Here is a 23398-nt window from a genome sequence, read left to right as displayed (position 1 = left end):
GTTCCAGTACATAAATAGTTGGTACATTTGGATAAAGAAGCACAGAACTTTGATGTGCCGCTCTCGGACCCCGACTGCGTGAGAGATTGAGCCATTCTCCTTTCCAAAATAGTGACAGATCTCAGAAGTCGCTCAGATTTCCTTGACGATCTCCCTCGTCTTCTTCGTCTTGGAATACGCTCGCATCAACATCCAAATCAAGTAGGTCTCCAGTCTTCCCAACTGAAAGATCACGTGCGAGCTCCCAATCATTGTGATCGGAAGGTAATACCTGAAGTAATGCTGTGAGCGCAGATCGGAAATCAGAGTTTGATTGAACATTCCGCTCGTTCATCCAGTTCCAAGCCTCCGTTTCACCCTTTGCTTCATAGACATGCATCGCGGCATGTACTGCGTCCAGGGCAACAGAGTACGACATATCATCTGGATTTACAGGTCGCCGACTAGAACGGCTTTCGGGAGGTTTGTTGACATCTTGGACACGAACGTCATCGTGAGAACGGAGTTGGATGGTATTGCTCCCACTCCCCTTCCGCCAAACTTTCATTTTACTGTTGATGTCGTCAATATCAATACCAACTCCCAGGCCAAGCTGACGGCCGTCATCATATTCGAATGTATCTGATTCATGCACCAGCCACGAGAGTATATACCACTTAGTGACTTCATCAAGACTATCGATTCCCTCACCCTCAAGGTACGTATCGACCAAGACTTGAGTTACAGCTTCTCGGGCTTCTGTCAATGCCTCCCGTGGTCTGACCTCATTCCCCTTATCGTCAACAACGGGATAACTGTCTGCGTAGACACCAAGTGTTGGTCCGAAAGCACTGATAATCACGTCCGTCTTCGTTAAGCTGAGGCCGGAATCTAATAGATCACGCGCTGCGTCTTTTGCAGTTGCTCTAGTTTCTTTTTTCACATCATCCCATAGAGTAGGTTGTCCCGATTCTGGGTCTTGATCTTGTGCGGGCTTTCTCCCTGTTAATAATAACGTACTGTCTGCAGACCCTCCACCACGGGTATCCAACCGCTGGGGCATCTCACTAGTTATGGGATGTGTTGAGGTGATGGTGAAGCCAGAGTTTATCAAGGACATTGTAAGAGTATCCCACGCATCAGTTTCCTTGTGCGTGAACATCACAGTCATTACTCCCCCACGCTCCAGTGTTCTGTAGACCTCAGAAAAGATATTACTCATCTTCTGCTCATAGTATTCGTTAGCCAAATCCTTGCTTGACTTCTCCCCAGTTGCTACAGATTCAAATCGACTTGGGTTCGCGACGGCCTCTTCTTCCTTATTTGTTAATGGGGATCTGAACGTATCCAGATAAATTTCCTCAAGGTACTCTCTTAGCCAGACATAAAAGAAGTCCGACAACTCAGAATACATAATGCTGGTGTAATACGGAGGATCCATAACAGCAGCGCTAATCTCGCCAGCCTCATAGGGGAGATCGGCTGCGTCACCGACAGACAACGAAACGTCTGGATCCTCAACTTGGTCTGCAAACTCAACTAGTTCCTCATACGAATCAGTTATTCTCTCCAATATATCCAGATACCCCTGTTCTCGCTCTGATAAATTGTTCTCGACGTAAAGTCGCTGAACAGGGTAATTCTTCCCTCCCATTGCGTTCTCTGGATAGCCCTTTTTCGTGCTCCAGGGGGACAGAATTGAATTACGGTCTAATGATTTACTCGCGGTTAAGGAGAGTAGGGTTAGAATCGCTTTCGCCGTTTCTTCGTTGTACTGATCTTCAATGGACTCTCTGTATTCCTTGAACGCTTGAAGATATTCGTAATGCGTTACGAGCTGACGGGGTGAGTAAATATCTCGCCACTCGGTGAATCCCCAATTAAAGAGCCGGTCTGTTTCTTGTCCTTCCGGGATTTCCGTAGTAAGAAAAGTGGCCAGATCCAAATCGGAATTTATCCGATCTACGGCAGCATCCATCGCCGCTTCGTCATCCGTAGTCGGTGACCGATAGCTACCCTGTGACTCTCCAGCTTTCTCATATTTTACTCCTAAGAGTTCATAATTGAAGTTATCCGCAGCTATTTTCTCTTTGAACCGGTCCGCATCCATAGGAGCATTGCAGTTAAGACATGTAGCACTTCCATCGACTACGCCCTTCTGCGGATCAAATTCCTCTTTCGTTACATCATCTGGTAGACGTACGACATCGTACTCCACCGTATTTTTTTCTTGATTCACAGAAGGTCGAACCGCTACGCCCTCTCGTGCACTATCCTTGTACAGCCACCATTTTGAGACGAGAGGAATGTCACAGCCGCAATCGTCACAAGGTACAGTAAAGGTACACGCTGAATTCAGAATCTTGTGACTGGGATTCTCTTTCGGAAAATACGGTTTTATACGCTCTTTTGCGATTTCGTTGATTTCTCCTCCCCAGTGTTCAAGCTCGTCTCTCAGGGAACCGACTTCAGGCGCATACTCCAGCATCACCTTCAGAATTAAGGCCGGTATTGGGTTGAGTTCGTTAGCCCGTACGGGCAGATTATACCGGAGTGCCTCGAACGGGATCACTCCTCCACCGGCTGTAGGATCTAAAATAGTCGGCAGCTCACCATCCCAGTGTTCCTTCAATTCTTCATGGAGTTCGCTGATTTCTGATTTGGAAGGTGACAATCTGAATGGACGGGGGTATCCGTAGTGTTCCTCAAAATTCCCGGACCGAGAAGCTTCAGTTGCTTTCTTTGATTCAACGTGTTCCGCGATTCCAGACTCTAGATGCTTCGGCCCGATTTGCATCCATTTCAACAATTGATCTGAACTCACGCTTTCAGGGAGAATTGAGGCGAGCACCGCCAATCGCGAAACAGGAGTTGGGCGACGGGCGAACCACGGGTGCAGATAAATTTGAGGTGGTTTATGCTTCGGATTAGATTCTTTTAGGTTTTCAATACCAATTGTTTTGAGAGGTAGTTCTCCTTCTATTGCCAGTTTTTTCAGTTTCTGGGCAGACTCTAACGGTTTTTCTTCGGACATATGTGTTATTTGTGTTTTGCTAATAGCGTTCGAAGGGCTTTTGCTCCATTTGGACTATTTGGCGAACGACACTTAGCGTGCCAATAGTAGCACTCTTCCAGACTCATCCGTGCTACGCCTCGAGTAAGTGCTCGCATCCGATCAACTCTCTGTAACGGTTTGACTCCGATAAATCCGAGTGAGAGCCGAACTCCTGGCTCTTCAGGAATGAGGACGGTTGCAGAACCTGTACCGGTTATCAACGAGGGGTCAATATCTGTGTCTCTGAAGGCTTCGTCGAAGAGTTGGAGGAGACATCGGAGGCGGGAACCGGAGAGTTGCCGCACTTTCATAGCAACCCAGCTGTCCCACGTCCAATCCTCCGTGTCCGCTACGTCTTCACCAATCACTTCGTGGAACGGATGCGTTTTCGACGACTGTCGTCGGCGTCGTTCGAGTCGCCGCTTCCGTGCGTCAGCCTGCTCGGTCGGAAGCAGCTCGTAGAGTGTGATTGTCGCTTCGTTCCCCGTTTCGTCACGAACGAGGGCGAACGTGGGACGACCACCATAGATACTACTCCCTAGGGCGAAGGATCCTGCCTGTTCCTCGTCGGGATATACACTCATGAGTCGTCTCTTTCGACATTAGTCGGTCCGTTGGCCTGCGCTCTGACGGTGATATTCATCCCGTCGAGTTCATCGCCGAGCTGGGCGAGCACGTCATCTTCGTCGTTATCGATAGGTTCGGGTTTGTCCAACTGGAACTTAAAGCTTAGCTTGACCTTCTGATTCCCACCTGCCCGGTCGCTAAAGCCCTCTGGGCTCTGATTTAGTGTCGTGAAGGCATCGAGCGGGCCATTGAAATTAGCATTGAAGGTTGCCTCACCGTCACCCATCTCGGCACGACTCTTGTAGTCAAGGTCAACCGTGATAGACTCACTTCGAGATTTTACTGGGGAGCGCTGGGCGACGAAGGAGCCGTGTTTGAACGGCTGGTCGCCTTCAATCTGCACAATCAGCGAGTCAATTCCTGGTATCGAATTGCTACCTGCTTGGGATACGGCGTGTCCGCGGATCTCGTTAAAGGCCCGCTTCGCACTCATCGACCCCGTCGTGGATTTGTTCCACGTTCCACCAGGACCCGTTTTGCAGTCCTCACACAGAACGGGTTCATCGGCTTTTGTTTTGCTTTCGACTCGATCTCCGCATTCGTCACACTCGGCAGACTTGTTCCGACATTCCTCACACAGCTTGTGGGTACTCTGGGAAGGGAGGTCCTTGTCGCAGTTCGCGCATCCGGAGAGCTCCGGCGGCCGAATCTCGTCGCCGTGTTGATCGAGGAGATCCTCGATACTCGCGAAGAGTTCGTACTCGTCGCCAATCTTGACCTGCGAATCAGTAATCGAAGTCGTGACGTCCGGCGAATCTGGGAGAGGGGCATCGTGCTGCCAGTTGTCAGGCTGTGACTTGGCGTTCCAGTATGCTGTCCCCGTCTCACTATCCCAGTAGGCGTACTCGTAATCTGAGACCATTCGTGCGATGGTCTTTCGTAACGGCTTCGTACTTAAGAGGAAGGGTAGCCCCGGTTTCCGTGCGAACTGTGCTTCTAGGTCCGCCGTCGTCATCCGCTGCTTCTGACTCTGCCACAACTTCTGGTTGAACCAGACCTTTCCTTTGGGCTGGTCGTCGTCCCGGATGATCCGGTTCATATCTTCGAGCGTGGTCCGGACCGCATCGACGAGCTTTGTTCCGCCGCTGGCATCAACGGAAGTGATAGTAACGTGTGTCAGGCCGTCGTCCTCGACGTAGAACAGGTGACGATAGACGTTTCGAACGCTCTCACCGAGGAGCCCACGTGCTTCGTCCTCTCTGTCACGAAGTTCCTGAAATTGCTCGTCGGAGAGATCCGCAGTCTGCTGGGAGTCCCCCCGTAGGTCCTCGATGGCTTCGAGACGCGTCGCCTGGCCGATAGCATTCTCAAGGAGTTCCGAATCGGGTGCCAAGAACAAGACGTAGTTCTTATTTCTCCGGTTCTGAATCTTACCTCCGTGTTTCGCGGCGGTCTTCTCGTACAACTCCTGGATCTTGTCAGGGACTTCGGTTTCTTTCCCTCGCTCCGTTTGCACGGGTGCCGTAAGCATGTGCATGATCGAAAGCGTGGGCGTGGAACCATCATCTGTTACGTCCGCTGGTTCCTCGGGGAACATTTCGATGTTGAAGCCCCCGCTTCCGACCTCACGGTCTAATCGCGCTTCGAACCGACTCCGGGCTTGCTCCTCGGAGGTGTTTTGAATTCGCTGGTCGATAATCCTGATCAGGTTCGGTTCGGCCTTGAACCGAATCTGGTCCTCGTCGTAGAGGTAGTAGCAGGCGACGCTCATATCGTCGCCGCCAAGGTTCTTCAACGCGTTATCGTAGTGATCGAACGAGACATCGGGATGTCCGATTGCTTCGTTGAGGCCACGTCGAGCGATCCCAGACGCCTGTTCACCAAATGCGAGACTATTCCAGAGGACCGTGGTCGTGATGTGGGTACCGAGCGCAGGAATCCCCTTCTCCGTCCATTTCTGATCCTCAAGCTGCGCGTGTGCCGTTCCGTCACGCGTGTAAATGTCAGCGGTCACCGCAGCACCCAGATCGACGAATTCAAACAGCGATTCGTTGAGTGTCGCTCGGATACTACCATCTGGAGCATCATCCGCTGGCGTGAGGTCATAGAGTCGGAGAAAGTGCCGGTCGTACTCACCAGGCTGATCATTCCAGAGATAGTGAATCGCTCGCCCGAGCAGTTTTAGTGCCCCACGGGTTCGCTGGAAGTCCGGAATCGTATCGATTTTCTCGGTGAGCGTTTCAATGACGGTCGGGTGGAACGGATACTCCCGTTCAAGCTTAGAGCGATAGCTGTCGTCGCTGACCTCCTGCGGGAACTGGCGCGGAGCTTCGTCGTAGAAGTGGAAGTATTGTTCCGCCACCGTAGTTGCGACGTCTGTATCGATTTCATCGAATAGACGGTGCTGGAGAACAGCGCCGACTTCGGTTTCCCCGGTAGGGGTGATTACCTTCTGCTGGCGCTGGACGACGGCATCTAGTTCGTCAATCAGGCCGCGGACCTCTTCGGCTTCCTCCTTGAATGCCGAGTCTGCAATACTGTAAATGACCGTGAGCGTGTCGACCTGAGCTGCCGTCTCCAGCAGTGACTTCATGAAGGAGACGGTCTGGCTGGCAAGCGTTGCCCCACCGACCTCGAGCGTGGAGGCGTCCTCAAGATATTCCGCGATTTCGTCGATGAGGACCACCGAGGGTTGGTCACTCTGTTCAAGCAGATCTTTTAATGTATTCTGACCCGGTGCCTGCCGGTCGCGGTCGTAGTCCTCAATCTCGCGATAGCCGTCGAGACCGAATAGCTGGTACGCAATTTCGCCCCACATCGTATTCGTGTCCGGGGCGTTCGGGTCGGTTCGGCTACTCCGGGCGCTTCGAGCGTCGACGTGCCCTCCAACGAAGACGGCCGAATTTGCTTCGAGCCCATCGGAAACAGCGTCCAGATACTCGGTCGCCAGATCGTCTTTATCGACGAACTTAGAGAGATTCCCGATATCAGTCGGACTGTTCGCGAGGTGGTAAGAAGCGATAAGATCGTGCGTTTTCCCGCCGCCGAAGGTCGTGTCTAGACAGAGAATGCTACTCTTATACCCATAAGTATCCCTATCTGTGGCGTCCAAAAACCGCCCTGAGAGGTTGCTCAGAAGAGTGGCCAACCCCTCGGTGGGGTACGTGGTTTCGAAAAATTCTACGGCGTCCCGATACACAGGGGCAGCCTCATCGGGTTCGTGGGCGACGGTCGCGAGGTTCGCGGCGAATTGCTCTTCTTCCAACGTCCCATTGATAACGTCGGAGCGAGGCTGGCAAGCCTCGAAGAGCGAAGTCACCTCCTCCTCTTGTGTACTCATCGTATGACAGGACGTGGTTTTCACACTGACTTAAAGGTTTGAATCTGGGTCGCGCATTGCTGGCAGTCCCCGCTCCTGGAATTGATGGGCTAGAGGACGGTGGGTGCAGGTATAGACGCATCGTGATTACTGGAACCCTGAGCGTGGATACCACTGAAGAAGCCTTTGGCCGTCTTCAGGGGTAGTGTTCAGATAAGGCTGAAGGATGAGGCGGTTGTGATTCGTGGTGCTCTATGCCCGAATTCAACCACCTCAACGAGTGTAGCGACTGGATCGAATTAGATTTTGTGGAGAGAGAAGCGACACCGGAGCCGCTGATGAAGCTCAGTATTCATCTTCACGCGGCCGGATTATCACTTTCGGATACTGTTTCTGTTCTCGAACAGTTCGGTGTCGAACGGTGTCGCTCAACTATTCATAATTGGGTGCAGAAAGCCGATCTACAGCCGACAGACGGGAAAGAGCCGAATCACGTTGCGGTCGATGAAACTGTGATTCAACTAAACGACCAGCGCTACTGGCTGTACGCCGCCGTCGATCCCAAAACTAACGAATTCCTGCACGTCAAGCTCTATCCGACACGAACTATCGTTGTGTCGAAGAAGTTTCTTACCGAATTGCAAGAGAAACACCACGTCGGCGACGCGGTGTTTCTCGTCGATGGTGCGCCGTGGTTACAGGCCGCACTCTTCGAGCAAAACTTTCGATTTCAGTATGTTCGCTATGGAAATCGGAATGGCGTCGAACGTGTCTTCAAAGAACTAAAACGGCAAGCTCAACAGTTCGCTAATCATTTCCGCCACGCGACGCACCGCTCTGCCGAAATTGGTTGCAGACCTTCGCCTTCGCATGGAATCAGCTAATTTGGACAATGCCCAGAATTCGAATTGCCATAATATTTCCGCGTCGACCGATTCCCATCCACAGCGAATGAGCTAATGAGTCAGGATTTATTGTATATACCTCATTTTGTAGCGTGCCACATCTCGAACGTGTGGATTTATTCTATCTTGTTCTTTGATAAATTACTTTAATATTCTAAACAAATCTAAATTTTATCCTACCGATATTTAACATGCATGGGTTTATTCTAAAACAATTTCTCTTAAATCTGCTCTCTTATAATACCAATGAAAGTGACGTGAAAACTCCGAATTAAGCATAGGCGGTCGCTCGTAGAGGTGTTCACGCAGAAAAGACCTCAATATTCGCGAGCCACAAGAACAATGACAGCTACTTATAGGAGTTCTACGGCAACTCGCCTGTTGAAGAGCAAGTAATCGTCTCGGTAGACGGGCATCAAGCAAACATTGTGCTTCCCGACCGCTTGGAAGACGACGGCAACCCGTGGACCAACAGGTCGTATCTTTTGAGAGAAATATCCGTAGAGATTTCCGTCGCTAGGGGTACTCCTTAGTTTAGTATAGTATTTTCCTCACTGTTATAGAATAAGAAAACCACCGGACTACGGCAGGAACTGAGTTTTCTTTATAATCCTCTAAACTCTACATTCTACTTCTGGTGAATATCTATTACCTCACTAAGTGCCTTCTCAGACCATTTAACCAGCGTATTGGTTAAGTCTAGAAGATTATATTTTCCGCCGGGATTTAAATATAGCGCGCACAATGGTACTGTCGCTAAGCAAGGACAACGATCAAGAAAGGAAACGGCCTAGACAACTGTTTCCTCTACTTCCACCGTAATAGTGTTTCCCCTTCAGGAGCGGTAGCTATACGGCGAAAGAGTAAACGATACAGCGTTGCCGATAGCCACTTTCCGAAGGATATCATACGTAAATTACGAAGACAGCTACTGCAAAGAGTAGCCAGACAGATCAAAAGCCCCGGAATGCCCTCACAATCTCGACAGAACACTACTGAATCGCAACTCGCAGTAGATCAAGAGAGTGACTGGAGAACCGTCATTGAAGCCTTATGTCAACAGGCAGACGACCTGTGTCACATTCACAACCACATCACCCGCGTAGTTTCCAATCTTAATATCACCGAAAGCTGGTTCTCCGACTACGACGAGCCCGGTCGGGCAAAATACGAGCTTGAATCGGTCGTTTTGATGTTCCTGTACCAGCACATCCAAGGATTTAATGATTCGAGACTCGCTCGACGTCTCAGCGGCGCAGCATTTGTCCATGTCCGGTTGGGTCTTGATCAGCCACCCCGTCAACAGACTATCAACTACATGTGGCGGAATCGGTTTAGCATTCACGAACGCCGGGGGATTACGACGGCAGCGAAGCATATCCGCGAAATATGCACTCGTCAAAATGTGACCTTTGCGAGTGAACCTGCATTTGACCCTGACGACATCAATGCCGGAGATAGTATCGGAAAAGAGCAAATTGCCGAGGCCGTCAATCGGGCCACAGAACTTGGGTTTGATGAGTTTAGTGCCAACCGAGCTTCAAACTGTAAATACGAACTACAGGCGTATTTCGAGCGGCAAGGCTACCTCACCCTAACAAATGCAGGAACGACTACTCCACGTCGGCGGTTCGCGTGGCTGAGTAGGCGTGATGAGGTTCCACACGGCTCTTCGCATAATCGAACGATGAAAAAGATCGCTGCCCCAGACTCACAAACCGATCTTAGCGACTTTGCTGACGGGCGACGACCGCCGGACTGGGAACGGATCCGAAAGGAGGTTTTGTCGCCATTCCACGCTGGCGTTGACCAACTGCTAAATGAAATAGCAGAGCGTGACCAAGGCGGTCTCCGAGAACCAGTCAAAGCAGCTATTGACATTACATCATGGGAGTTTGAGCCCTCCCCGTACTGCAACGAAGAAGATACTGAGGAGTGGAAAGAACCCATTCCAGTAGACGGTGAGGAGCGTTACCTACGGAATGACTATCCAGAGATGGTAAGTGGATTGAAGGGTGACGGTAAGCGTGGCTATCAATTTGCGACACTTACCATTGTCGCAGAGGATACTCCTCTCGTCCTCGCTATCGAACCAGTTCGTGACAAGCGGTGGTGGGAGGACGAAGAGATACAAACGACGTCACGGGCGAAGATTGTTGATCGTTTGCTAGAGCAGGCAAGCCGTCATGTTAATATTCAAAAATTATTCGCCGACAGGGGTTTCGATACAATCGGAGTTCGAGACGTGATTGATCGTCACGACGTTCAGTACGTGATTCCAAAACGAATGAACGCCACAGTAGACTATGATAATATAGAAAAAGTCAAAGAACATTCCGTTGCAGACATCGCGGTGGAACCTGCAAGGCTTGACGGAGGCGACGGGCGTTCTCACGATGTGAGCATCATGTACGTGCCTTCGACAGAAGAGAAAGAGACGTACTCAATTTTCACGACGAACGCGGAAGTTTCTCCTGATCGGGCGCAGGGGTTAACTGCTCAGTACGGCCATCGGTGGGAGATCGAGAATGAATATAAAACAATAAAAGAACACTTTCTACCAACGTCGGCCTCGAAAGATTACCGTGTTCGGTTTCTGTATTTTGTAATCGCGGTGATTATGTACAACGTCTGGCGACTAACGAACTTCTTGTTACGCGATGAAGTGACTGTTAACCTTGGCGAGAAGCCTCTGATTCAGGCAGGAGAAATTAGCGAGCTGGTTGGCGTCTATTTGTTTGATCCCGGAGACTGAGAGGTCTCGGCTATTAGTGTTCATCTCTCGATGGTGAGCTACTGCAATCTGTTTTTGTGGGCGATTTAGTCAGTATTTGCAAGGAATAGACGTATTACTTCCACGAAGAAGCTATCTCTAGTAGTCGAAAGAAAATTCTGATCTTTCACTGCCCAGACAATCCCCCAGTGACCCGTTTCATTTGTATTTTTGGCCAAACTGCCAACTTCTGAACGGTGTCACAAGTCGTCGGCGCGTTCTGGCAGATTCTCGGCTCTCAGCGACGAAGGCAGAGAAATAGTCCTCGCTCGGTGTCGCGTTACGTGGCGGGTTGATTACAATACTACGAATGGCGCGCTCTCAGGAGAGGACAGGAGGGCGAATCGGCGTTCGGATTTTCGGGCGAGCGGCGACACTATTGACCCACCGACCGCGCGTCGGTCTAATCCTTTCGCTTGACCACGTCGCCGAGGGTGTACTCGCCGGTGGAGTTGCCGCCGCTCCAGTCCTCGTCGTCGTCAGAGGAACCGCCAGCAGTTAGTTGAATATCGAGTTTGCGTTCGAGCTTTTGCTGGACCTCGTCGCTCGGAAGCACGTCGCCGAGTTCCAGTTTCCGGATGAGACTGGCCTTCTCGTTGAGTTCGTCGGCGAGGTCCTCCTGACTCATTCCGGTACTCTCGCGGGCCTTTCGGATGCGGTCGTCGTAGTCTTGGGCGAGTTCGTCCATGTCGTCAAACATGTCCGAGCGCCGCGACCGGGAGGAACTCGAAGAGGTACTCGACGACGAAGACGAAGAACTACCGGAAGACGACGAACTCGTCGAGTACTTGGTAGACGTAGAACTGGCGTCCTGAGTCTTGACCTCGGTCCCGAAGTCCGAGCAGTTGTCGCAGACATCCAACTCGGCCCCTTCGACCTTGATGGTCTTCGGGGAACTCGTCTCGGCACCGCACATCTCACACTGAACCATACTGAATGGTAGTCTGTCGCCGCTCTTAAATTCCACGCCGCGAGGACCGCCGAAGTCGTGACTACGGCAGGCGCTCGTCGCGTTGGTCGCGGAGATAGCCGAAACCCTGCTTGACTTCCTCGCTTCGCTCGAAATACTTGAGAATCCTCCGACACTTATCGCGTGAGAGTCGGGTCTCGCGGCTCAACTCGAACAGCGAGTCAACCTCCTCGGCGGTTTCGAGGAACTCGTCCATCGTGATGTGGCTGTTCGCTGGGAGAATGTCCTCCAAATCGACGCTGATACCCGACTCGCCCGGACGTTCACTCGTCATGTCTCTGTACCTCTGCTAATTTCGACACTTCCAGCACTGAAAAAGTTAACTGTGTGCCGGTCTTCAAGAAAGCGCCCGCCACGCGTAGTAGAATCGCTGGAGGGCGGTGAAGTGGCCGACGACTGCGAAGACGACGAGCAACCACGCGACCACCGAGAGACCCGCGGGCGTCGCCGTCACGAAGGCCGCGAGCGCGCCGGTCACGCCGATGAGCGCGAGACGGTCGGCCCGCCCGAGCAGGCCGCCGTACACTCGGTCGAGTCCGACCGCTTGGGCCTGCGTGCCGAGATAGGAGGTCATCAGTACGCCCGTCACGGCCGCAAGTCCGAGCGCGTAGCGACCGATTCCGGCCGCGAGGCCCGAGATGACCACCACGTCAGCGTACCGGTCGAGGACGTGGTCGAGCAGGTCGCCCGCCTTCGAGTCGGTGCCGAGTTCGCGGGCCAGCGCGCCGTCGAGCAGGTCGAGCCACCCGTTCAGGAAGACGAGAATCGCCCCGGCCAGATACCAGAGCGGGTCGGTCCCGCCCAGATAGAACGCTGCGCCAGCGCCACCAGCGAGTGCGAACGCGACGACGCTGACGGCGTCGGGCGTCAGGCCGAGTCTGGACGACAGCGAGACGAACGGGGCGAGCATCCGGTCGGCGACGTGGCGAAACTGGTCGAGGGTCATACGTAGTCGATGTACGAAACCTCGCCCGCGCTCGGTTCTCGCTCGCCCTCGACGACGGCCGAAATCTCGTCGGCCACCTCGTCGGGGTCTCGGTCGGTCGTTTCGATTTCGTAGACGTTCTCGACGCCGTGGGCGTTCACCGCTTCCGAGAGAATCACGTCGAGGGCTTCGCTCTCGGCGTTCTCCTCCGCTTTCGTCTCGGACTCGCCACGCTCGGTGAGTCGTCGTTCCAGTTCCTCGGGGTGACACCGCAGGACGACGACTCTGTCGGCATCGAGGTGATGCGCGAGGTGTGACTCGACGAGCAGGTCGTCGCGCCCATCCAGTCGCTCGGCCACCGCGTCGAGGTCCGCTACGAGGCTGTCGCGCTCCTCGTCGCGCTCCGCCCAGAGGTTTTCGTCCTTGATGAGGTCGTTGAGGTGGACGACTTCTAGTTCTGTGTCGAGAACGTCTACTGCCGAGGTCTTTCCCGTTCCGGGAGTCCCGGTGACGACGACTCTCACGACGACAACACCTCGTTGAGTTCCGAGACTGCACGGCGCGTCTCGTCTCTCGTCCCGCAGGTGATGCGGACGCACTCGGGCAGTCCGAAACTCGTGCAGTCTCGGACGATGACGCCCTGACGCTGGAGTTCGTCGGCGACACCAGCGGCGTCGCCGACTTCCGCGAGGACGAAGTTCGCGTGGCTCTCCCACGTCGGCGCGTCCAGATGCTCGTAGAGGTGTTCGCGCGCCCACGCGGCGGTCTCGACGGTCTTCTCGGCGTGGTCGTCGTCGTCCAGCGCGGCGAGTCCCGCCCTGCAGGCGACTTCGCTCGCGGCGAAGGGCGTGTTCACTCGGGCGTACGCGTCGGCCCACCCCTCGGGAACAACGCCATAACCGAGGCGGACGCCCGCCAATCCGTACACCTTCGAGAAGGTCCTGAGGACGGCCACGTCGTCGCGCGACTTGACGAGTTCGACCGCGCTCGGCCCGTCGTGGAACTCGCCGTAGGCCTCGTCCACGAGGACGAGCGTGTCATCGCCCGTCTCGTCGGCGATTTCCTCGATTGCGTCGAGTTCGAATCGCTTCCCGGTCGGGTTGTGCGGACTCGTGAGGTGAACGATGCGCTCGCCGTCGTACTCGGCGAGGACCGTCTCGCTATTCAGCGCGAAGTCGTCATCTTTCGAGAGGTGGTAGTTTGCGACCTCGCCGTGGTGGAAGCGAGCGCTCATCCCGTAGTAGGCGAAGCCCGGTTCGGGTACCAGTACCTCGTCGCCGGGGTCGAGCATCGCGCGGGCGAGGTAGTCCAGCACGCCGTCGCCGCCGTTTCCAAGCCAGATTTGGTCGGGCGTGACACTCCACTCGTCGGCCAGTTTCTCCGTGAGGTCGGCGTGAGAGGCCTTGGGGTAGGAGCTAGCCGACGCGGCCGTCTCCCGAATGGCTTCGACCGCGGCCGGACTCGGGCCGAACGGGTTCTCGTTCGACGCGAGTTTCACGAGGTCGTCGGGGTCCAACCCGAGGTCGCGGGCGACCTCCTCGATGCCCCGTCCGGCCTGATACACGGTGTGCGAAGAGAGATCCCGTGGTTCCATGTGAGAGAGGTGTGGGCGACCCGTCTTAAGCGTGCTCACCTTCGGCGACCCGTCGCCGTCGGAAGATGGTCCCCGACGCCCGCCAGTATTTTTGTCAGACTCCGCCCAGTATGCATAAGGAAAGTCCTGTGGTCCCTTCGGTGGGGAGAGACACGATGTCACGAGAAAATCGCAATCAGCGGAGAGGCAACGAGGAGAGCAGCTACGACCGCAGTTCGCAGAGCGAGGGTGGCACGCGACGGCGACGCTACTCCGCGGGCGGGCGAGACCGACGGTCCGGGCGACGCCAGTCCGGCGAGCGGAACGTACTCGGCCAGCGTCAGCAGTCCGGGCAACAGTATAGCCAACAGCAGCAGTCCGGACAGCAGGGACAATCCGGCCAACAGCATCAACAGTCCGCGCGGCAGAGCAACCGATACGGGAGCAACCGCCAGCAGCGCGGCCAGCACGGACAGTCAGTCCAACAGGGCCAGAGCGGCCGATACGAGCAGACCGGTCAGAACCGAACCGGCCGGAACCAGATGGGTGGCCGCGAGGTTCAGGAGCAGGGACATCACCAGCGGTCCGGACAACATCAGCAGTCGGGGAGTCAGCAGAGCAAACGGGGCAAGCAGGGAGGTCCCCAGAGCAAGCGATACGGAAAGAACCGCGGTCAGTCCCAGCAGGGTGGACGAGACCGGAGCAGTCAGCGCCACGAGGTCGGACAGAATCAGGGCCGAGGACAGAGCCGTCAGGGCCAGAGCGACGTTCACCAACGGAGCCAGCGCGGCGGAAGCGGCGGCCGGTACACCAGCCACGAACTGGGCGGCCAGCAAACTGGCCAGCAGTCCGTCCAGCGCGGCCAGTCCGGTCAGCACGCTGGGCATCAGCAGAGCGGTCGGTACGAGCACTCCGGCCAGCGCGGCCAGTCCGGCCGCGGAGAGCAGGGCCAGAACCAGTACGGCGGGAGTTCCGAGAGCGGGTTCAGTTCCGTCCAGCAAACCATGATGCGGGGACAGGAACAGCACGGGACACGGAGCGAGCAGAGCCGCGGCGACGAGTCGTCGCAGCGCCGCGGCGGTCGATAGGACGACGAACGTCACCAGCGGTCGCAGTGCTCGCTGACTCGGGCGACTCTGACTTTTTTCGCCGGACTCGACAACGGTGAGAGACGTTACCACTATTGCCGTTCGGGACCGAGGTTCCGTGGGGAACGGGAATGTTCACGCGACATACTACCAAGAGTGGGGACGAAACCGGCGGTGGTGCGCGATGAGTGACGCGCCCGAGACCGACCCCGACGTAGAGACGACCGAACAGCGCAGGGTCGTCGATTACGACGAACTCGAAGCGATGCTCGGCGACCACGTCGTCGGGCGCGAGACGCATTTGAACGCCGAGGGGTTCGTCGTTCGCCCGGACGCCGTCGAGTCGGTCCTCCGGACGCTCAAGCGAGAGGCCGGATTCGACCACCTCTCGCTGCTCACGGCCCAAGAGTACGAGGATCGCTACGAGAGCATCTATCACCTGACGAAGTACGACGACCGGACCCAAGAGGTCAACGTCATCGTGCCGACCAGCAAGGACGACCCGTGGAACGAGAGCGCCGCGTCAGTCTACAAGACCGCGGAGTGGCACGAGCGCGAAGCGTACGATTTGGTCGGTATCGACTACGAGGGCCATCCGGACCTCAAACGCATCCTTCTGCCCCAGACGTGGCAGGGCCACCCGCTGAGTCTCGACTACGATCAGGACAAGCCACAAGTCGTCGCCCTGCAGGCGCACGTCAACCCCATCGCCGAGAGTCGGAAGGGCACCGAGTCGGAGTCGGACACGATGTTCCTCAACATCGGGCCGCACCACCCCGCGACGCACGGCGTTCTCCACCTGAAGACGGTGCTGGACGGCGAGCAGGTCGAGAACGTGGAACCTGACATCGGCTACCTGCACCGCTGCGAGGAGGAGATGTGCCAGAGCAACAACTACCGGTACCAGATAATGCCATATCCCGACCGGTGGGACTACACCGCGAACATGCCCAACGAGTGGGCCTACGCCCGCGTGGCGGAGGACTTGAACGACATCGAGGTGCCCGAGTACGCCCAGATAATCCGGACGATGGCGGTCGAGTTCGCCCGCATCAAGGGTCACATGCTCGCGGTTGGTACGTTCGCGCTGGACGTGTACGGCGACTTCACAGCGACGTTCATGTACGCCATCCGGGACCGAGAAATCGTCCAGAACATCTTGGAGGACCTGACCGGCCAGCGCATGATGTTCAACTACTTCCGGTTGGGCGGCGTCGTCTGGGACTTGCCGGAACCCCGCGAGGAGTGGTTCAACAAGATTCGGGATTTCCTCGACACCATCCCGCGACACGTCGAGGAGTACCACAACCTGCTGACCGACAACGAAATCTTCCAGAAGCGAACCGTCGGTACCGGCGTCATCGACGCCGAGACCGCGAAAGACTACGGGTGTACGGGTCCGGTCGCTCGCGGGTCGGGCGTCGATTACGACGTGCGGCGCGACGACCCCTACGGCTACTACGACGAACTCGACTGGAACGTCGTCACGGAACCCTACGGAGATAACTTCTCGCGCCTGATGGTGCGACTCCGAGAGGTCGAGGAATCGGCCAAGATAATCGGCCAGTGCGTCAACCTGCTCGAAGACTGGCCGGAGGACGAGCGCACCATCCAGAGCAACGTCCCCCGGACACTCAAGCCCGACGCCGATACGGAGATTTATCGGGCCGTCGAGGCCGCGAAGGGCGAGATGGGCATCTACATCCGGTCGGACGGAACCAACCAGCCCGCGCGGTTCAAGATTCGGAGTCCGTGTTTCAACAACCTCCACGCGCTCGAAGCGATGGCCGAGGGCGAGTACGTGCCCGACTTGGTGGCGGCGCTCGGGAGTCTCGACATCGTGTTGGGGTCGGTAGACCGGTAGTTCGCTACTACTGCACGGAGTCGAGTTCTGCGTCGCGCGCCCCGCGGCGCTCGACTGACTCGGCGTCCGGCCGGTCGCGGGCGTCGGAGGACGCCTCGATGAGGTCGTCGAGTCGTCGGTCGAACTCGTCCTGTCCGATCTCTCCGGCGGCGTACCGGCGCTTCAGCGTCTCCACCGGACTCTCGCCCCGAGAGGCGTCGCTTCGAGTCGGGTCGGAGGTGGGAGCGAACATCGTCGTCACTGCGACTGCCGGGAGAAGTAGAGACAGGATAGCAAACAGAAGCGCGAGCAGGGTGTAGGTTAATCCGCTTTTCACTCCGGAGACGACCGCGAACATCGCGTAAAGCGAAAGTACGGCCCCAATCGTCGCCAGTCCGGCGACGCGACGCCGCCATCGGCGGCTATCGGGAGTGAATCTGGCCAGAAGCCTCGGAGGTCCGGGAGAGTCGTCGGGGACATTCATGTCAAGTATTCCATTACACAGCGGTCTGAAACACCTTTCGGTGGGTCAGCGAGCGTTCGTACTTCGGCGTATCGGGATGGCCACAACCCCCTTACCGCAATCTCCCGTGCCACAGCCATGGTCGAGTTCGGTTACACGCTCTCCAGCGAGGAACACGCTCCGACCGACCTCGTGACCCACGCGGTCCGTGCCGAGGAGGTCGGGTTCGACTTCGTCTCGATTTCGGACCACTTCCACCCGTGGATTCGCCAGCAGGGCCACGCACCGTTCGCTTGGTCCACGCTCGGCGGGGTCGCCGCGGCGACCGACGACGTAGACGTTGGCGTCGGCGTGACCTGTCCCATCGTTCGCGTCCACCCGGCCATCCTCGCGCAGGCGTCCGCGACAGTAGCCTCGATGTTCGAGACCTCCGACCAGCAGTTCTACTTCGGCGTCGGCACGGGCGAGAACCTGAACGAACACGTCCTCGGGGACCACTGGCCGCCCCACCACGTCCGCCTCGACATGCTCGAAGAGGCAATCGACGTGATTCGAAAACTCTGGACCGGCGAGATGGTCAACCATCACGGCGACCACTACACCGTCGAGAACGCGAAACTGTTTACGCTCCCCGAGGAGACGCCGCCGATTTGCGTCTCGGCCTACGGCGAGCAGACGGCGAGGAAGGCCGCGGAACTCGGCGACGGGTTCTGGTCGGTCGGCCCGCAGGACGTGGTCGAGAGGTTCGAACGGGAGGGCGGCGACGGACCGAAGTTCAGTCAACTGACGGTCTGCTACGCCGACAGCGAGGACGAGGCGGTCGATATCGCTCACGAACACTGGCCCAACAGCCTCCTGCCGGGGCAACTCGCCACGGAACTCGCCACGCCGAAATTCTTCGAGCAGGCCTGCCAGATGGTCGAGAAAGCGGACGTGCGCGAGACCGACAGCATCGTGACCGACCCCGACCCGCAGGCCCACGTCGAGAGCGTGCAGGAGTTCGTGGACGCGGGATACGACCACGTGTACGTCCACCAAATCGGCCCGGAGCAAGAGAAGCTCTTTGACCTCTACGAGGACGAGATTCTGCCGAAGTTCCAATAGGAGGATTTTAGGATAAGTATTTCTCTTCTTTTTCAGTAGTAGATGCTTGTTCAAACATTTTATCTTTACGCCAACTTAGATAATAGTACCAAATCCCATTAAGTTGTGGTGTATCCCGATTTAGTTGCCGTCTCTTTTTCTCAAGACGCTCAAGCTGATCTCGAAGTTCGGGAATATCTGCTTCTTCCCTTTTCACATCCAATTCGATGAAACTGTCCACTTTATCAAACAGATCTTGATGCTTTTGACCAGAATTATAGTATGATTTTGACTTAGAACGAGGGCGTCCGATTGCGGTTCCCAGTGAAACCACAAACAATCCGATAGATAATGAAGCAAGTAGATTTGGTCCAAATTGTCCTTTCGTTAGCCCATAGGTCATTACTCCTCCAAATATCACCGTAGTCCATTCTGCGATGTTGGATATCCACTTAAAACCAGTAGAAGCTAAGTAGTACCGTTTGAAATTCCAAAGTTCGTTATTCTTCAAATCAATAGACTCACTATAAATTTGCTTCCTCGTACCTGGCTCTATTATTTCCTCGGTCATATCAAGGAAGTTTCTTCCTTATTTCTTAAATACATTCACACTCTCAGATCCCATCGGTTTCAATCACGTTTTCAGAGAGATGTAGCTCAGTTTGTAATTTCCCTTCATACTCGTATGCTCGTGACTCTTGTATTAAATACGTATTTCCTTCCTCAAGGAGGTCGAGTTTTAGACCATGTACATCTCGCCAGATAACGAATTGAATCTCTCCGGTTTCATCCTCAAGTGTACCCCTTTGGCGTATTTTTCCGTATTTAAAATAATCTTCATTAGTAACACGCCCTGTGAAGTTCACTATTTCACCGCTTTTGATGTCTCCTATCTTCTTTTCCGGTGTTTTTTCCAAATCATGATCTTCTTCTGAAATCCACTCTTTATAAATATCTCTTACTTCGGCTGGACGTCTCTTAATTACGGTCGGTGTTTCAGAAACATGCCTACCAGTAAAAGTAATGAACTTCCTTTTGTCATACAATTCTATTTTTTGGTCATCTGAGAGGCCGTAATCAGGGATGGGTGCCTCTAAAAGGACATGTAGACCTTTTCCACTAGGAGAAATCTCTGTATAGGAATCTAATTGCTTCACCAGTTCCCAAGCTCTGCTTTCCACCTTCTGGCTTTCTTTATCAATACAGAAATCTATGTCCAATACGCAAAACGGGTCGTGTTTTGTAAGAGGAAACCCAACTCCATTAACTGAATACAATTCTTCTTTGGCCTCCCAAACATCTGCGAAACTTTTCCAATTAGACTTGTTGTTCCAATTAGGTTTTCATATCGCTCAGTATCAACCGGAATTTTCCTTGTTTCCGTTCCTTTTTCAATTGAAGTCCAACACATCCATTGTTTTCGATGGAGTAACTTCGGGATTAGCTCGCCAATCGCAACTCCGCTTTCTTCAATTGTTCTTTCCCCAGTGGAGGATGTCTCACACATTTATCAGATAATAAATTCCTATCCCGGCAAATAACTTTCTACCATCAATATTAGATTTGAATCCATACAATTGATGCATGTACTTCACGATGCATAGTTCGTATCTTAAACCGGACAGCCCCGAATCTCGCCGCCGCGCATCCCGTCGGCAACCCAGTAGATGGACAACACGAGCGCGACCAGCGCGAGGACCGAAAACTCCAGTCCGTCGAAGGGAAGCAGGGTCGCCGCGCCCGCGACGCCGAACAGCGAGAGGAGGCCCGCCAACAGCGCCGACCCGCAGGCCGCACAGCCAGCACCGAGCGCGCCGAGGACGAGACCGACCGTGCTTCCGCCTGCGGCCCCGCCGCCAGCGCCGTCTCCCTCGCTCAGTCCGACCCCGTGTTCCCGGAAGTGGTAGACGACCATCGCCACGTCCACGCCCGCGAGCGCGGCGATAGCGACGAGCAGTAGCTCCGCGACCGGCCCGTAGTTCGTGCCGAGGAAGGGGTAGAGACCGAGCAGGATGGTCGTCCGGTCGCCGAGTCCGATGGGGGCGGTCAGCGCGAACTCCGCCAGCGCGAGGTTCTGCCCGAGGACGAACGCCGAGAGCGCGACGAGCGCGGCGGCGACGGCGAGCGCGGCGTAGGCAGGTCCCCCAAGCACGAGGCGCGCGGTCCGACCCATCAGTCGCCAGTCGTCAGTGCGGGTCGGCAGACGCGGGCGGAGCCGCCAGAGATTTGCGAGGCTCACGAGTCACACCCCGAGCGCGGCCTTCACGACCTGAAAGCTGATGCTTCCCCTCGCGCTCGTCCGGAATTCGTCGCCCCGGAACAGGAATACGGTCGGAGTCGTCTGACCGACGCCCGCCTCCTTCCCGGCCGCGAGGTCGGCCTGCACCGCGTCGTCGTGAGCCTTCTCCTCGGCGTCGGCGACGACCGCCTCCGCGTTGAGGTCGGTTTCGTCGGCGAGGAAGGTTCTGGTTCGCTCGAAGACGTTGCTCGTATCGAACTGCTCCTGCTTCTCGAAGTAGTGGCCGACGAGCGCCCACGTCGCTTCCGACCCCTGCCGGAAGCCCGGTCGTGCGGCGGTCGAGGCGTCGGCGGGCACGTCGCGCTCGGGGTTCAGCGCCTCCATCTCGTGGGCGAACGCCGACTCGATGGCCTGCGTCGCGGGCTCGCCCCACGGGTAGACTACGGGGTAGCTCCGGAGGACGAACGTGACGCGGTCGCCGAGTCGCTCGCGTATCTTCGGTACGGTGTCCCGCTCGAAGGCCGCGCATCGCGTGCAGGAGGGGTCCTCGAAAGCGACGACGGTGCCTGCGGCCTCGCCGGGCGACGGTCCGAACCGGGTCTGGTCGGCGAACCCCGCCGCGGCGGGGTGGTCGCCGAGCGCGGTAGTGGTCGGCGTTCCGGAACTCGTCTCGGTCGATCCGGCGGGAGCGTCACCGGGGTCGGACAGACCGCCGATGCACCCCGCCAGCGAACAGACTGCGCTCGCGCCGCCGACGGCGAGCAGCCGCCGACGACTCGACCGTCGATCTCCTTCAAGCGTCATGTCTAAAAGGGCGTCGCCGACCGTCAAAGGCGTTGTTCCAATTTCGTACCGAGACGATGCCTACTCTCGCGCTGGCGCTCGCGTCGCTGGTCCTCCTCGACGGCGCGCGAGTACCGCCGTTTCTCCCACTCAGACAATCCCGGCAGTTTTTATTACCGGGGCGCGTAAAGCCCCCATAGACCGATAGCTCGGGGAATGTGGCCTCGCCACCGCGGGGTCCCGCCGATGGCTGTAAGACGCCGCGACCGGGACCCCGTCGCTCCGAGCAGGTTTACGTACGTACGGACGCCACCTAGCGCGGCGCTGTCGCGCGCGACGTGGTCTCGCCGCGGAACGACGGCGCGGGTCTCCCGCGAGAAGACAGCGGGGGTTTCCCGCGAACAGACGTCGCGGATTTGCCGCGAGAAGACGGCGTGGCCGTGCCGCGAACGGTGGCTTTGCGTACATAAGGTGAAACTATGGAAATCGAAATTGCAACCATCGGCGGTTACGAAGAAGTCGGACGGCAGTGTACTGCCGTTCGCGCAGGCGACGACGTTGTCATCTTCGACATGGGGCTGAACCTCTCGAAGGTGCTGCTCCACGACAACGTCGAGACGGAGAAACTACACAGTCTCGACCTCATCGACATGGGGGCGATTCCGGACGACCGCGTCATGTCGGACCTCGAAGGCGACGTGCAGGCCATCGTGCCGACCCACGGTCACCTCGACCACATCGGCGCAATCAGTAAGTTGGCCCACCGATACAACGCGCCAATCGTCTCCGCGCCCTACACCATCGAACTGGTCAAACAGCAGATTCAGGGCGAGGAGAAGTTCGGCGTCGAGAACGACCTAGTGAAGATGGAGGCCGGAGAGACCATGTCCATCGGCGACTCCGGACAAGTCGAGTTGGAGTTCGTCAACGTGACTCACTCCATCATCGACGCTATCAATCCGGTCCTCCACACGCCGGAGGGCGCAGTCGTCTACGGTCTCGACAAGCGCATGGACCACACGCCGGTTCTGGGCGACCCCATCGACATGAAGCGCTTCCGCGAAATCGGCCGCGAGGGCGAGGGCGTGCTGGCCTACATCGAGGACTGTACCAACGCGGGCCGGAAGGGGCGAACGCCGAGCGAGTCGGTCGCTCGACGCCACCTCAAGGACGTGATGACCTCCGTCGAGGACTACGACGGCGGCATCGTGGCGACAACGTTCTCCAGCCACATCGCCCGCGTCAAGAGCCTCGTGGAGTTCGCCCAAGATATCGGCCGCGAGCCGGTACTGCTCGGGCGCTCGATGGAGAAGTATTCGGGCACCGCCGAGCGACTCGACTTCGTGGACTTCCCCGAAGATATGGGGATGTTCGGCCACCGCAAGTCCGTGGACCGAACGTTCAAGCGAATTATGAAGGAGGGCAAGGAGAACTACCTCCCCATCGTCACCGGCCATCAGGGCGAACCGCGCGCGATGCTGACCCGGATGGGCCGCGGCGAGACGCCCTACGAACTGGAGAACGGCGACAAGGTCATCTTCTCGGCCCGCGTGATTCCGGAACCGACCAACGAGGGCCAGCGCTACCAGTCCGAGCGCCTCCTGAAGATGCAGGGCGCGCGCATCTACGACGACATCCACGTCTCGGGCCACCTCCGCGAGGAGGGCCACTACGAGATGATAGACGCGCTTCAGCCCCAGAACATCATCCCGGCCCACCAAGACATGAAAGGGTTCGCACCCTACGTGAGCCTCTGCGAGAGTCAGGGCTACAAGATGGGCCGCGACCTCCACGTAACGAGCAACGGCAACATCATCCAACTCGCCGAATAAC

Annotated in this window: 19 protein-coding genes and 1 pseudogene; 6 read left to right on the top strand and 14 right to left on the bottom strand. The window is 56.3% G+C overall.

Features of this window, described 5'->3' with window-relative positions:
- Nucleotides 1-121 precede the first annotated feature (121 nt).
- Genes EP007_RS13905 through EP007_RS13895 form a run of 3 tightly spaced genes read right to left on the bottom strand, consistent with a single transcriptional unit; the run spans nucleotide 122 to nucleotide 6941 of the window.
- Nucleotides 122-3013, bottom strand: coding sequence for a DUF1156 domain-containing protein (locus EP007_RS13905; protein WP_128478224.1), 2892 nt, complete (start codon nucleotides 3011-3013; stop codon nucleotides 122-124).
- Nucleotides 3014-3018: 5 nt separating this feature from the next.
- Complete coding sequence (locus EP007_RS18365) at nucleotides 3019-3618, bottom strand: DUF7680 family protein (RefSeq protein ID WP_128478223.1); 600 nt, start codon at nucleotides 3616-3618, stop codon at nucleotides 3019-3021.
- Nucleotides 3615-6941: an ATP-binding protein gene (locus tag EP007_RS13895; protein ID WP_208023500.1), complete on the bottom strand. Its 3327-nt coding sequence runs from the start codon at nucleotides 6939-6941 to the stop codon at nucleotides 3615-3617. The genes EP007_RS18365 and EP007_RS13895 overlap by 4 nt, the downstream gene beginning before the upstream one ends.
- Before the next feature lie 233 nt (nucleotides 6942-7174).
- Between EP007_RS13895 and EP007_RS13890 the strand changes: the two are divergent.
- Both EP007_RS13890 and EP007_RS13885 read left to right on the top strand, forming a co-directional pair.
- Nucleotides 7175-7806 (top strand): annotated as a pseudogene (locus tag EP007_RS13890) (IS6 family transposase); the annotation flags it as partial.
- Nucleotides 7807-8792: 986 nt separating this feature from the next.
- Entirely contained in the window at nucleotides 8793-10580 is a 1788-nt protein-coding gene (locus tag EP007_RS13885) for a transposase (protein ID WP_243700392.1), read from the top strand.
- 421 nt (nucleotides 10581-11001) lie between these two features.
- On the opposite strand, the gene EP007_RS13880 is transcribed toward EP007_RS13885, so the two are convergent.
- The 5 genes from EP007_RS13880 to hisC all read right to left on the bottom strand — a co-directional run bounded on the left by EP007_RS13880 (nucleotide 11002) and on the right by hisC (nucleotide 14087).
- Nucleotides 11002-11529 carry a multiprotein bridging factor aMBF1 gene (locus EP007_RS13880; protein ID WP_128478222.1) on the bottom strand — a complete coding sequence of 176 codons (528 nt, stop codon included), beginning with the start codon at nucleotides 11527-11529 and terminating at the stop codon, nucleotides 11002-11004.
- A 61-nt stretch (nucleotides 11530-11590) separates the two neighbouring features.
- Nucleotides 11591-11842, bottom strand: a complete 252-nt coding sequence (locus tag EP007_RS13875; RefSeq protein WP_128478221.1) for a hypothetical protein — start codon at nucleotides 11840-11842, stop codon at nucleotides 11591-11593.
- Between the two features lie 63 nt (nucleotides 11843-11905).
- Nucleotides 11906-12514, bottom strand: a complete 609-nt coding sequence (locus tag EP007_RS13870) for a CDP-alcohol phosphatidyltransferase family protein (RefSeq protein WP_128478220.1) — start codon at nucleotides 12512-12514, stop codon at nucleotides 11906-11908.
- The gene (locus EP007_RS13865) at nucleotides 12511-13017 is read right to left on the bottom strand and encodes an adenylate kinase family protein (protein ID WP_128478219.1); all 507 of its coding nucleotides are present in this window, start codon (nucleotides 13015-13017) and stop codon (nucleotides 12511-12513) included. Before EP007_RS13865 ends, EP007_RS13870 begins: the two co-directional genes overlap by 4 nt.
- Entirely contained in the window at nucleotides 13014-14087 is a 1074-nt protein-coding gene (hisC, locus tag EP007_RS13860; protein ID WP_128478218.1) for a histidinol-phosphate transaminase, read from the bottom strand. Before hisC ends, EP007_RS13865 begins: the two co-directional genes overlap by 4 nt.
- Nucleotides 14088-14242: 155 nt before the next feature.
- On the opposite strand from hisC, the gene EP007_RS13855 reads away from it, so the two are divergent.
- Together EP007_RS13855 and EP007_RS13850 are read left to right on the top strand one after the other, a co-directional pair.
- Nucleotides 14243-15154, top strand: coding sequence for a hypothetical protein (locus EP007_RS13855; RefSeq protein ID WP_128478217.1), 912 nt, complete (start codon nucleotides 14243-14245; stop codon nucleotides 15152-15154).
- A gap of 265 nt (nucleotides 15155-15419) precedes the next feature.
- Complete coding sequence (locus EP007_RS13850) at nucleotides 15420-17018, top strand: NADH-quinone oxidoreductase subunit D (RefSeq protein ID WP_368408106.1); 1599 nt, start codon at nucleotides 15420-15422, stop codon at nucleotides 17016-17018.
- Nucleotides 17019-17025: 7 nt separating this feature from the next.
- Here the strand turns inward: EP007_RS13850 and EP007_RS13845 are convergent, their stop codons facing one another.
- Complete coding sequence (locus EP007_RS13845; protein WP_166035602.1) at nucleotides 17026-17334, bottom strand: SHOCT domain-containing protein; 309 nt, start codon at nucleotides 17332-17334, stop codon at nucleotides 17026-17028.
- A 264-nt stretch (nucleotides 17335-17598) separates the two neighbouring features.
- Here EP007_RS13845 and EP007_RS13840 point away from each other — a divergent pair, with 264 nt between their 5' ends.
- Nucleotides 17599-18564, top strand: coding sequence for a TIGR03557 family F420-dependent LLM class oxidoreductase (locus EP007_RS13840; RefSeq protein WP_128478214.1), 966 nt, complete (start codon nucleotides 17599-17601; stop codon nucleotides 18562-18564).
- 7 nt (nucleotides 18565-18571) lie between these two features.
- Here EP007_RS13840 and EP007_RS13835 read toward each other — a convergent pair whose 3' ends face one another.
- The 5 genes from EP007_RS13835 to EP007_RS13815 all read right to left on the bottom strand — a co-directional run bounded on the left by EP007_RS13835 (nucleotide 18572) and on the right by EP007_RS13815 (nucleotide 21586).
- Complete coding sequence (locus EP007_RS13835) at nucleotides 18572-19114, bottom strand: hypothetical protein (RefSeq protein WP_128478213.1); 543 nt, start codon at nucleotides 19112-19114, stop codon at nucleotides 18572-18574.
- A gap of 43 nt (nucleotides 19115-19157) precedes the next feature.
- Nucleotides 19158-19763 carry a hypothetical protein gene (locus EP007_RS13830; RefSeq protein ID WP_128478212.1) on the bottom strand — a complete coding sequence of 202 codons (606 nt, stop codon included), beginning with the start codon at nucleotides 19761-19763 and terminating at the stop codon, nucleotides 19158-19160.
- Entirely contained in the window at nucleotides 19754-20050 is a 297-nt protein-coding gene (locus EP007_RS13825) for a hypothetical protein (RefSeq protein WP_128478211.1), read from the bottom strand. The genes EP007_RS13830 and EP007_RS13825 overlap by 10 nt, the downstream gene beginning before the upstream one ends.
- 105 nt (nucleotides 20051-20155) lie before the next feature.
- Nucleotides 20156-20716: a hypothetical protein gene (locus EP007_RS13820; protein WP_128478609.1), complete on the bottom strand. Its 561-nt coding sequence runs from the start codon at nucleotides 20714-20716 to the stop codon at nucleotides 20156-20158.
- A gap of 69 nt (nucleotides 20717-20785) precedes the next feature.
- On the bottom strand, nucleotides 20786-21586 hold the full coding sequence (locus tag EP007_RS13815; RefSeq protein ID WP_128478210.1) for a DsbA family protein: 801 nt from the start codon (nucleotides 21584-21586) through the stop codon (nucleotides 20786-20788).
- 458 nt (nucleotides 21587-22044) lie between these two features.
- Here EP007_RS13815 and EP007_RS13810 point away from each other — a divergent pair, with 458 nt between their 5' ends.
- Nucleotides 22045-23397: a ribonuclease J gene (locus EP007_RS13810; RefSeq protein ID WP_128478209.1), complete on the top strand. Its 1353-nt coding sequence runs from the start codon at nucleotides 22045-22047 to the stop codon at nucleotides 23395-23397.
- Nucleotide 23398: the final 1 nt, after the last annotated feature.

Source organism: Halorussus pelagicus, assembly GCF_004087835.1.
GTDB lineage: Archaea > Halobacteriota > Halobacteria > Halobacteriales > Haladaptataceae > Halorussus > Halorussus pelagicus.
This window is presented reverse-complemented; position numbering and strand designations above follow the sequence as displayed.

Coding starts and splice junctions, on each gene's coding strand:
- EP007_RS13905 (WP_128478224.1), bottom strand. CDS start 3,013: ATGTCCGAAGAAAAACCGTTAGAGTCTGCCCAGAAACTGAAAAAACTG.
- EP007_RS18365 (WP_128478223.1), bottom strand. CDS start 3,618: ATGAGTGTATATCCCGACGAGGAACAGGCAGGATCCTTCGCCCTAGGG.
- EP007_RS13895 (WP_208023500.1), bottom strand. CDS start 6,941: ATGAGTACACAAGAGGAGGAGGTGACTTCGCTCTTCGAGGCTTGCCAG.
- EP007_RS13885 (WP_243700392.1), top strand. CDS start 8,793: ATGCCCTCACAATCTCGACAGAACACTACTGAATCGCAACTCGCAGTA.
- EP007_RS13880 (WP_128478222.1), bottom strand. CDS start 11,529: ATGGTTCAGTGTGAGATGTGCGGTGCCGAGACGAGTTCCCCGAAGACC.
- EP007_RS13875 (WP_128478221.1), bottom strand. CDS start 11,842: ATGACGAGTGAACGTCCGGGCGAGTCGGGTATCAGCGTCGATTTGGAG.
- EP007_RS13870 (WP_128478220.1), bottom strand. CDS start 12,514: ATGACCCTCGACCAGTTTCGCCACGTCGCCGACCGGATGCTCGCCCCG.
- hisC (WP_128478218.1), bottom strand. CDS start 14,087: ATGGAACCACGGGATCTCTCTTCGCACACCGTGTATCAGGCCGGACGG.
- EP007_RS13855 (WP_128478217.1), top strand. CDS start 14,243: ATGTCACGAGAAAATCGCAATCAGCGGAGAGGCAACGAGGAGAGCAGC.
- EP007_RS13850 (WP_368408106.1), top strand. CDS start 15,420: ATGCTCGGCGACCACGTCGTCGGGCGCGAGACGCATTTGAACGCCGAG.
- EP007_RS13840 (WP_128478214.1), top strand. CDS start 17,599: ATGGTCGAGTTCGGTTACACGCTCTCCAGCGAGGAACACGCTCCGACC.
- EP007_RS13835 (WP_128478213.1), bottom strand. CDS start 19,114: ATGACCGAGGAAATAATAGAGCCAGGTACGAGGAAGCAAATTTATAGT.
- EP007_RS13825 (WP_128478211.1), bottom strand. CDS start 20,050: ATGTGTGAGACATCCTCCACTGGGGAAAGAACAATTGAAGAAAGCGGA.
- EP007_RS13820 (WP_128478609.1), bottom strand. CDS start 20,716: ATGGGTCGGACCGCGCGCCTCGTGCTTGGGGGACCTGCCTACGCCGCG.
- EP007_RS13815 (WP_128478210.1), bottom strand. CDS start 21,586: ATGACGCTTGAAGGAGATCGACGGTCGAGTCGTCGGCGGCTGCTCGCC.
- EP007_RS13810 (WP_128478209.1), top strand. CDS start 22,045: ATGGAAATCGAAATTGCAACCATCGGCGGTTACGAAGAAGTCGGACGG.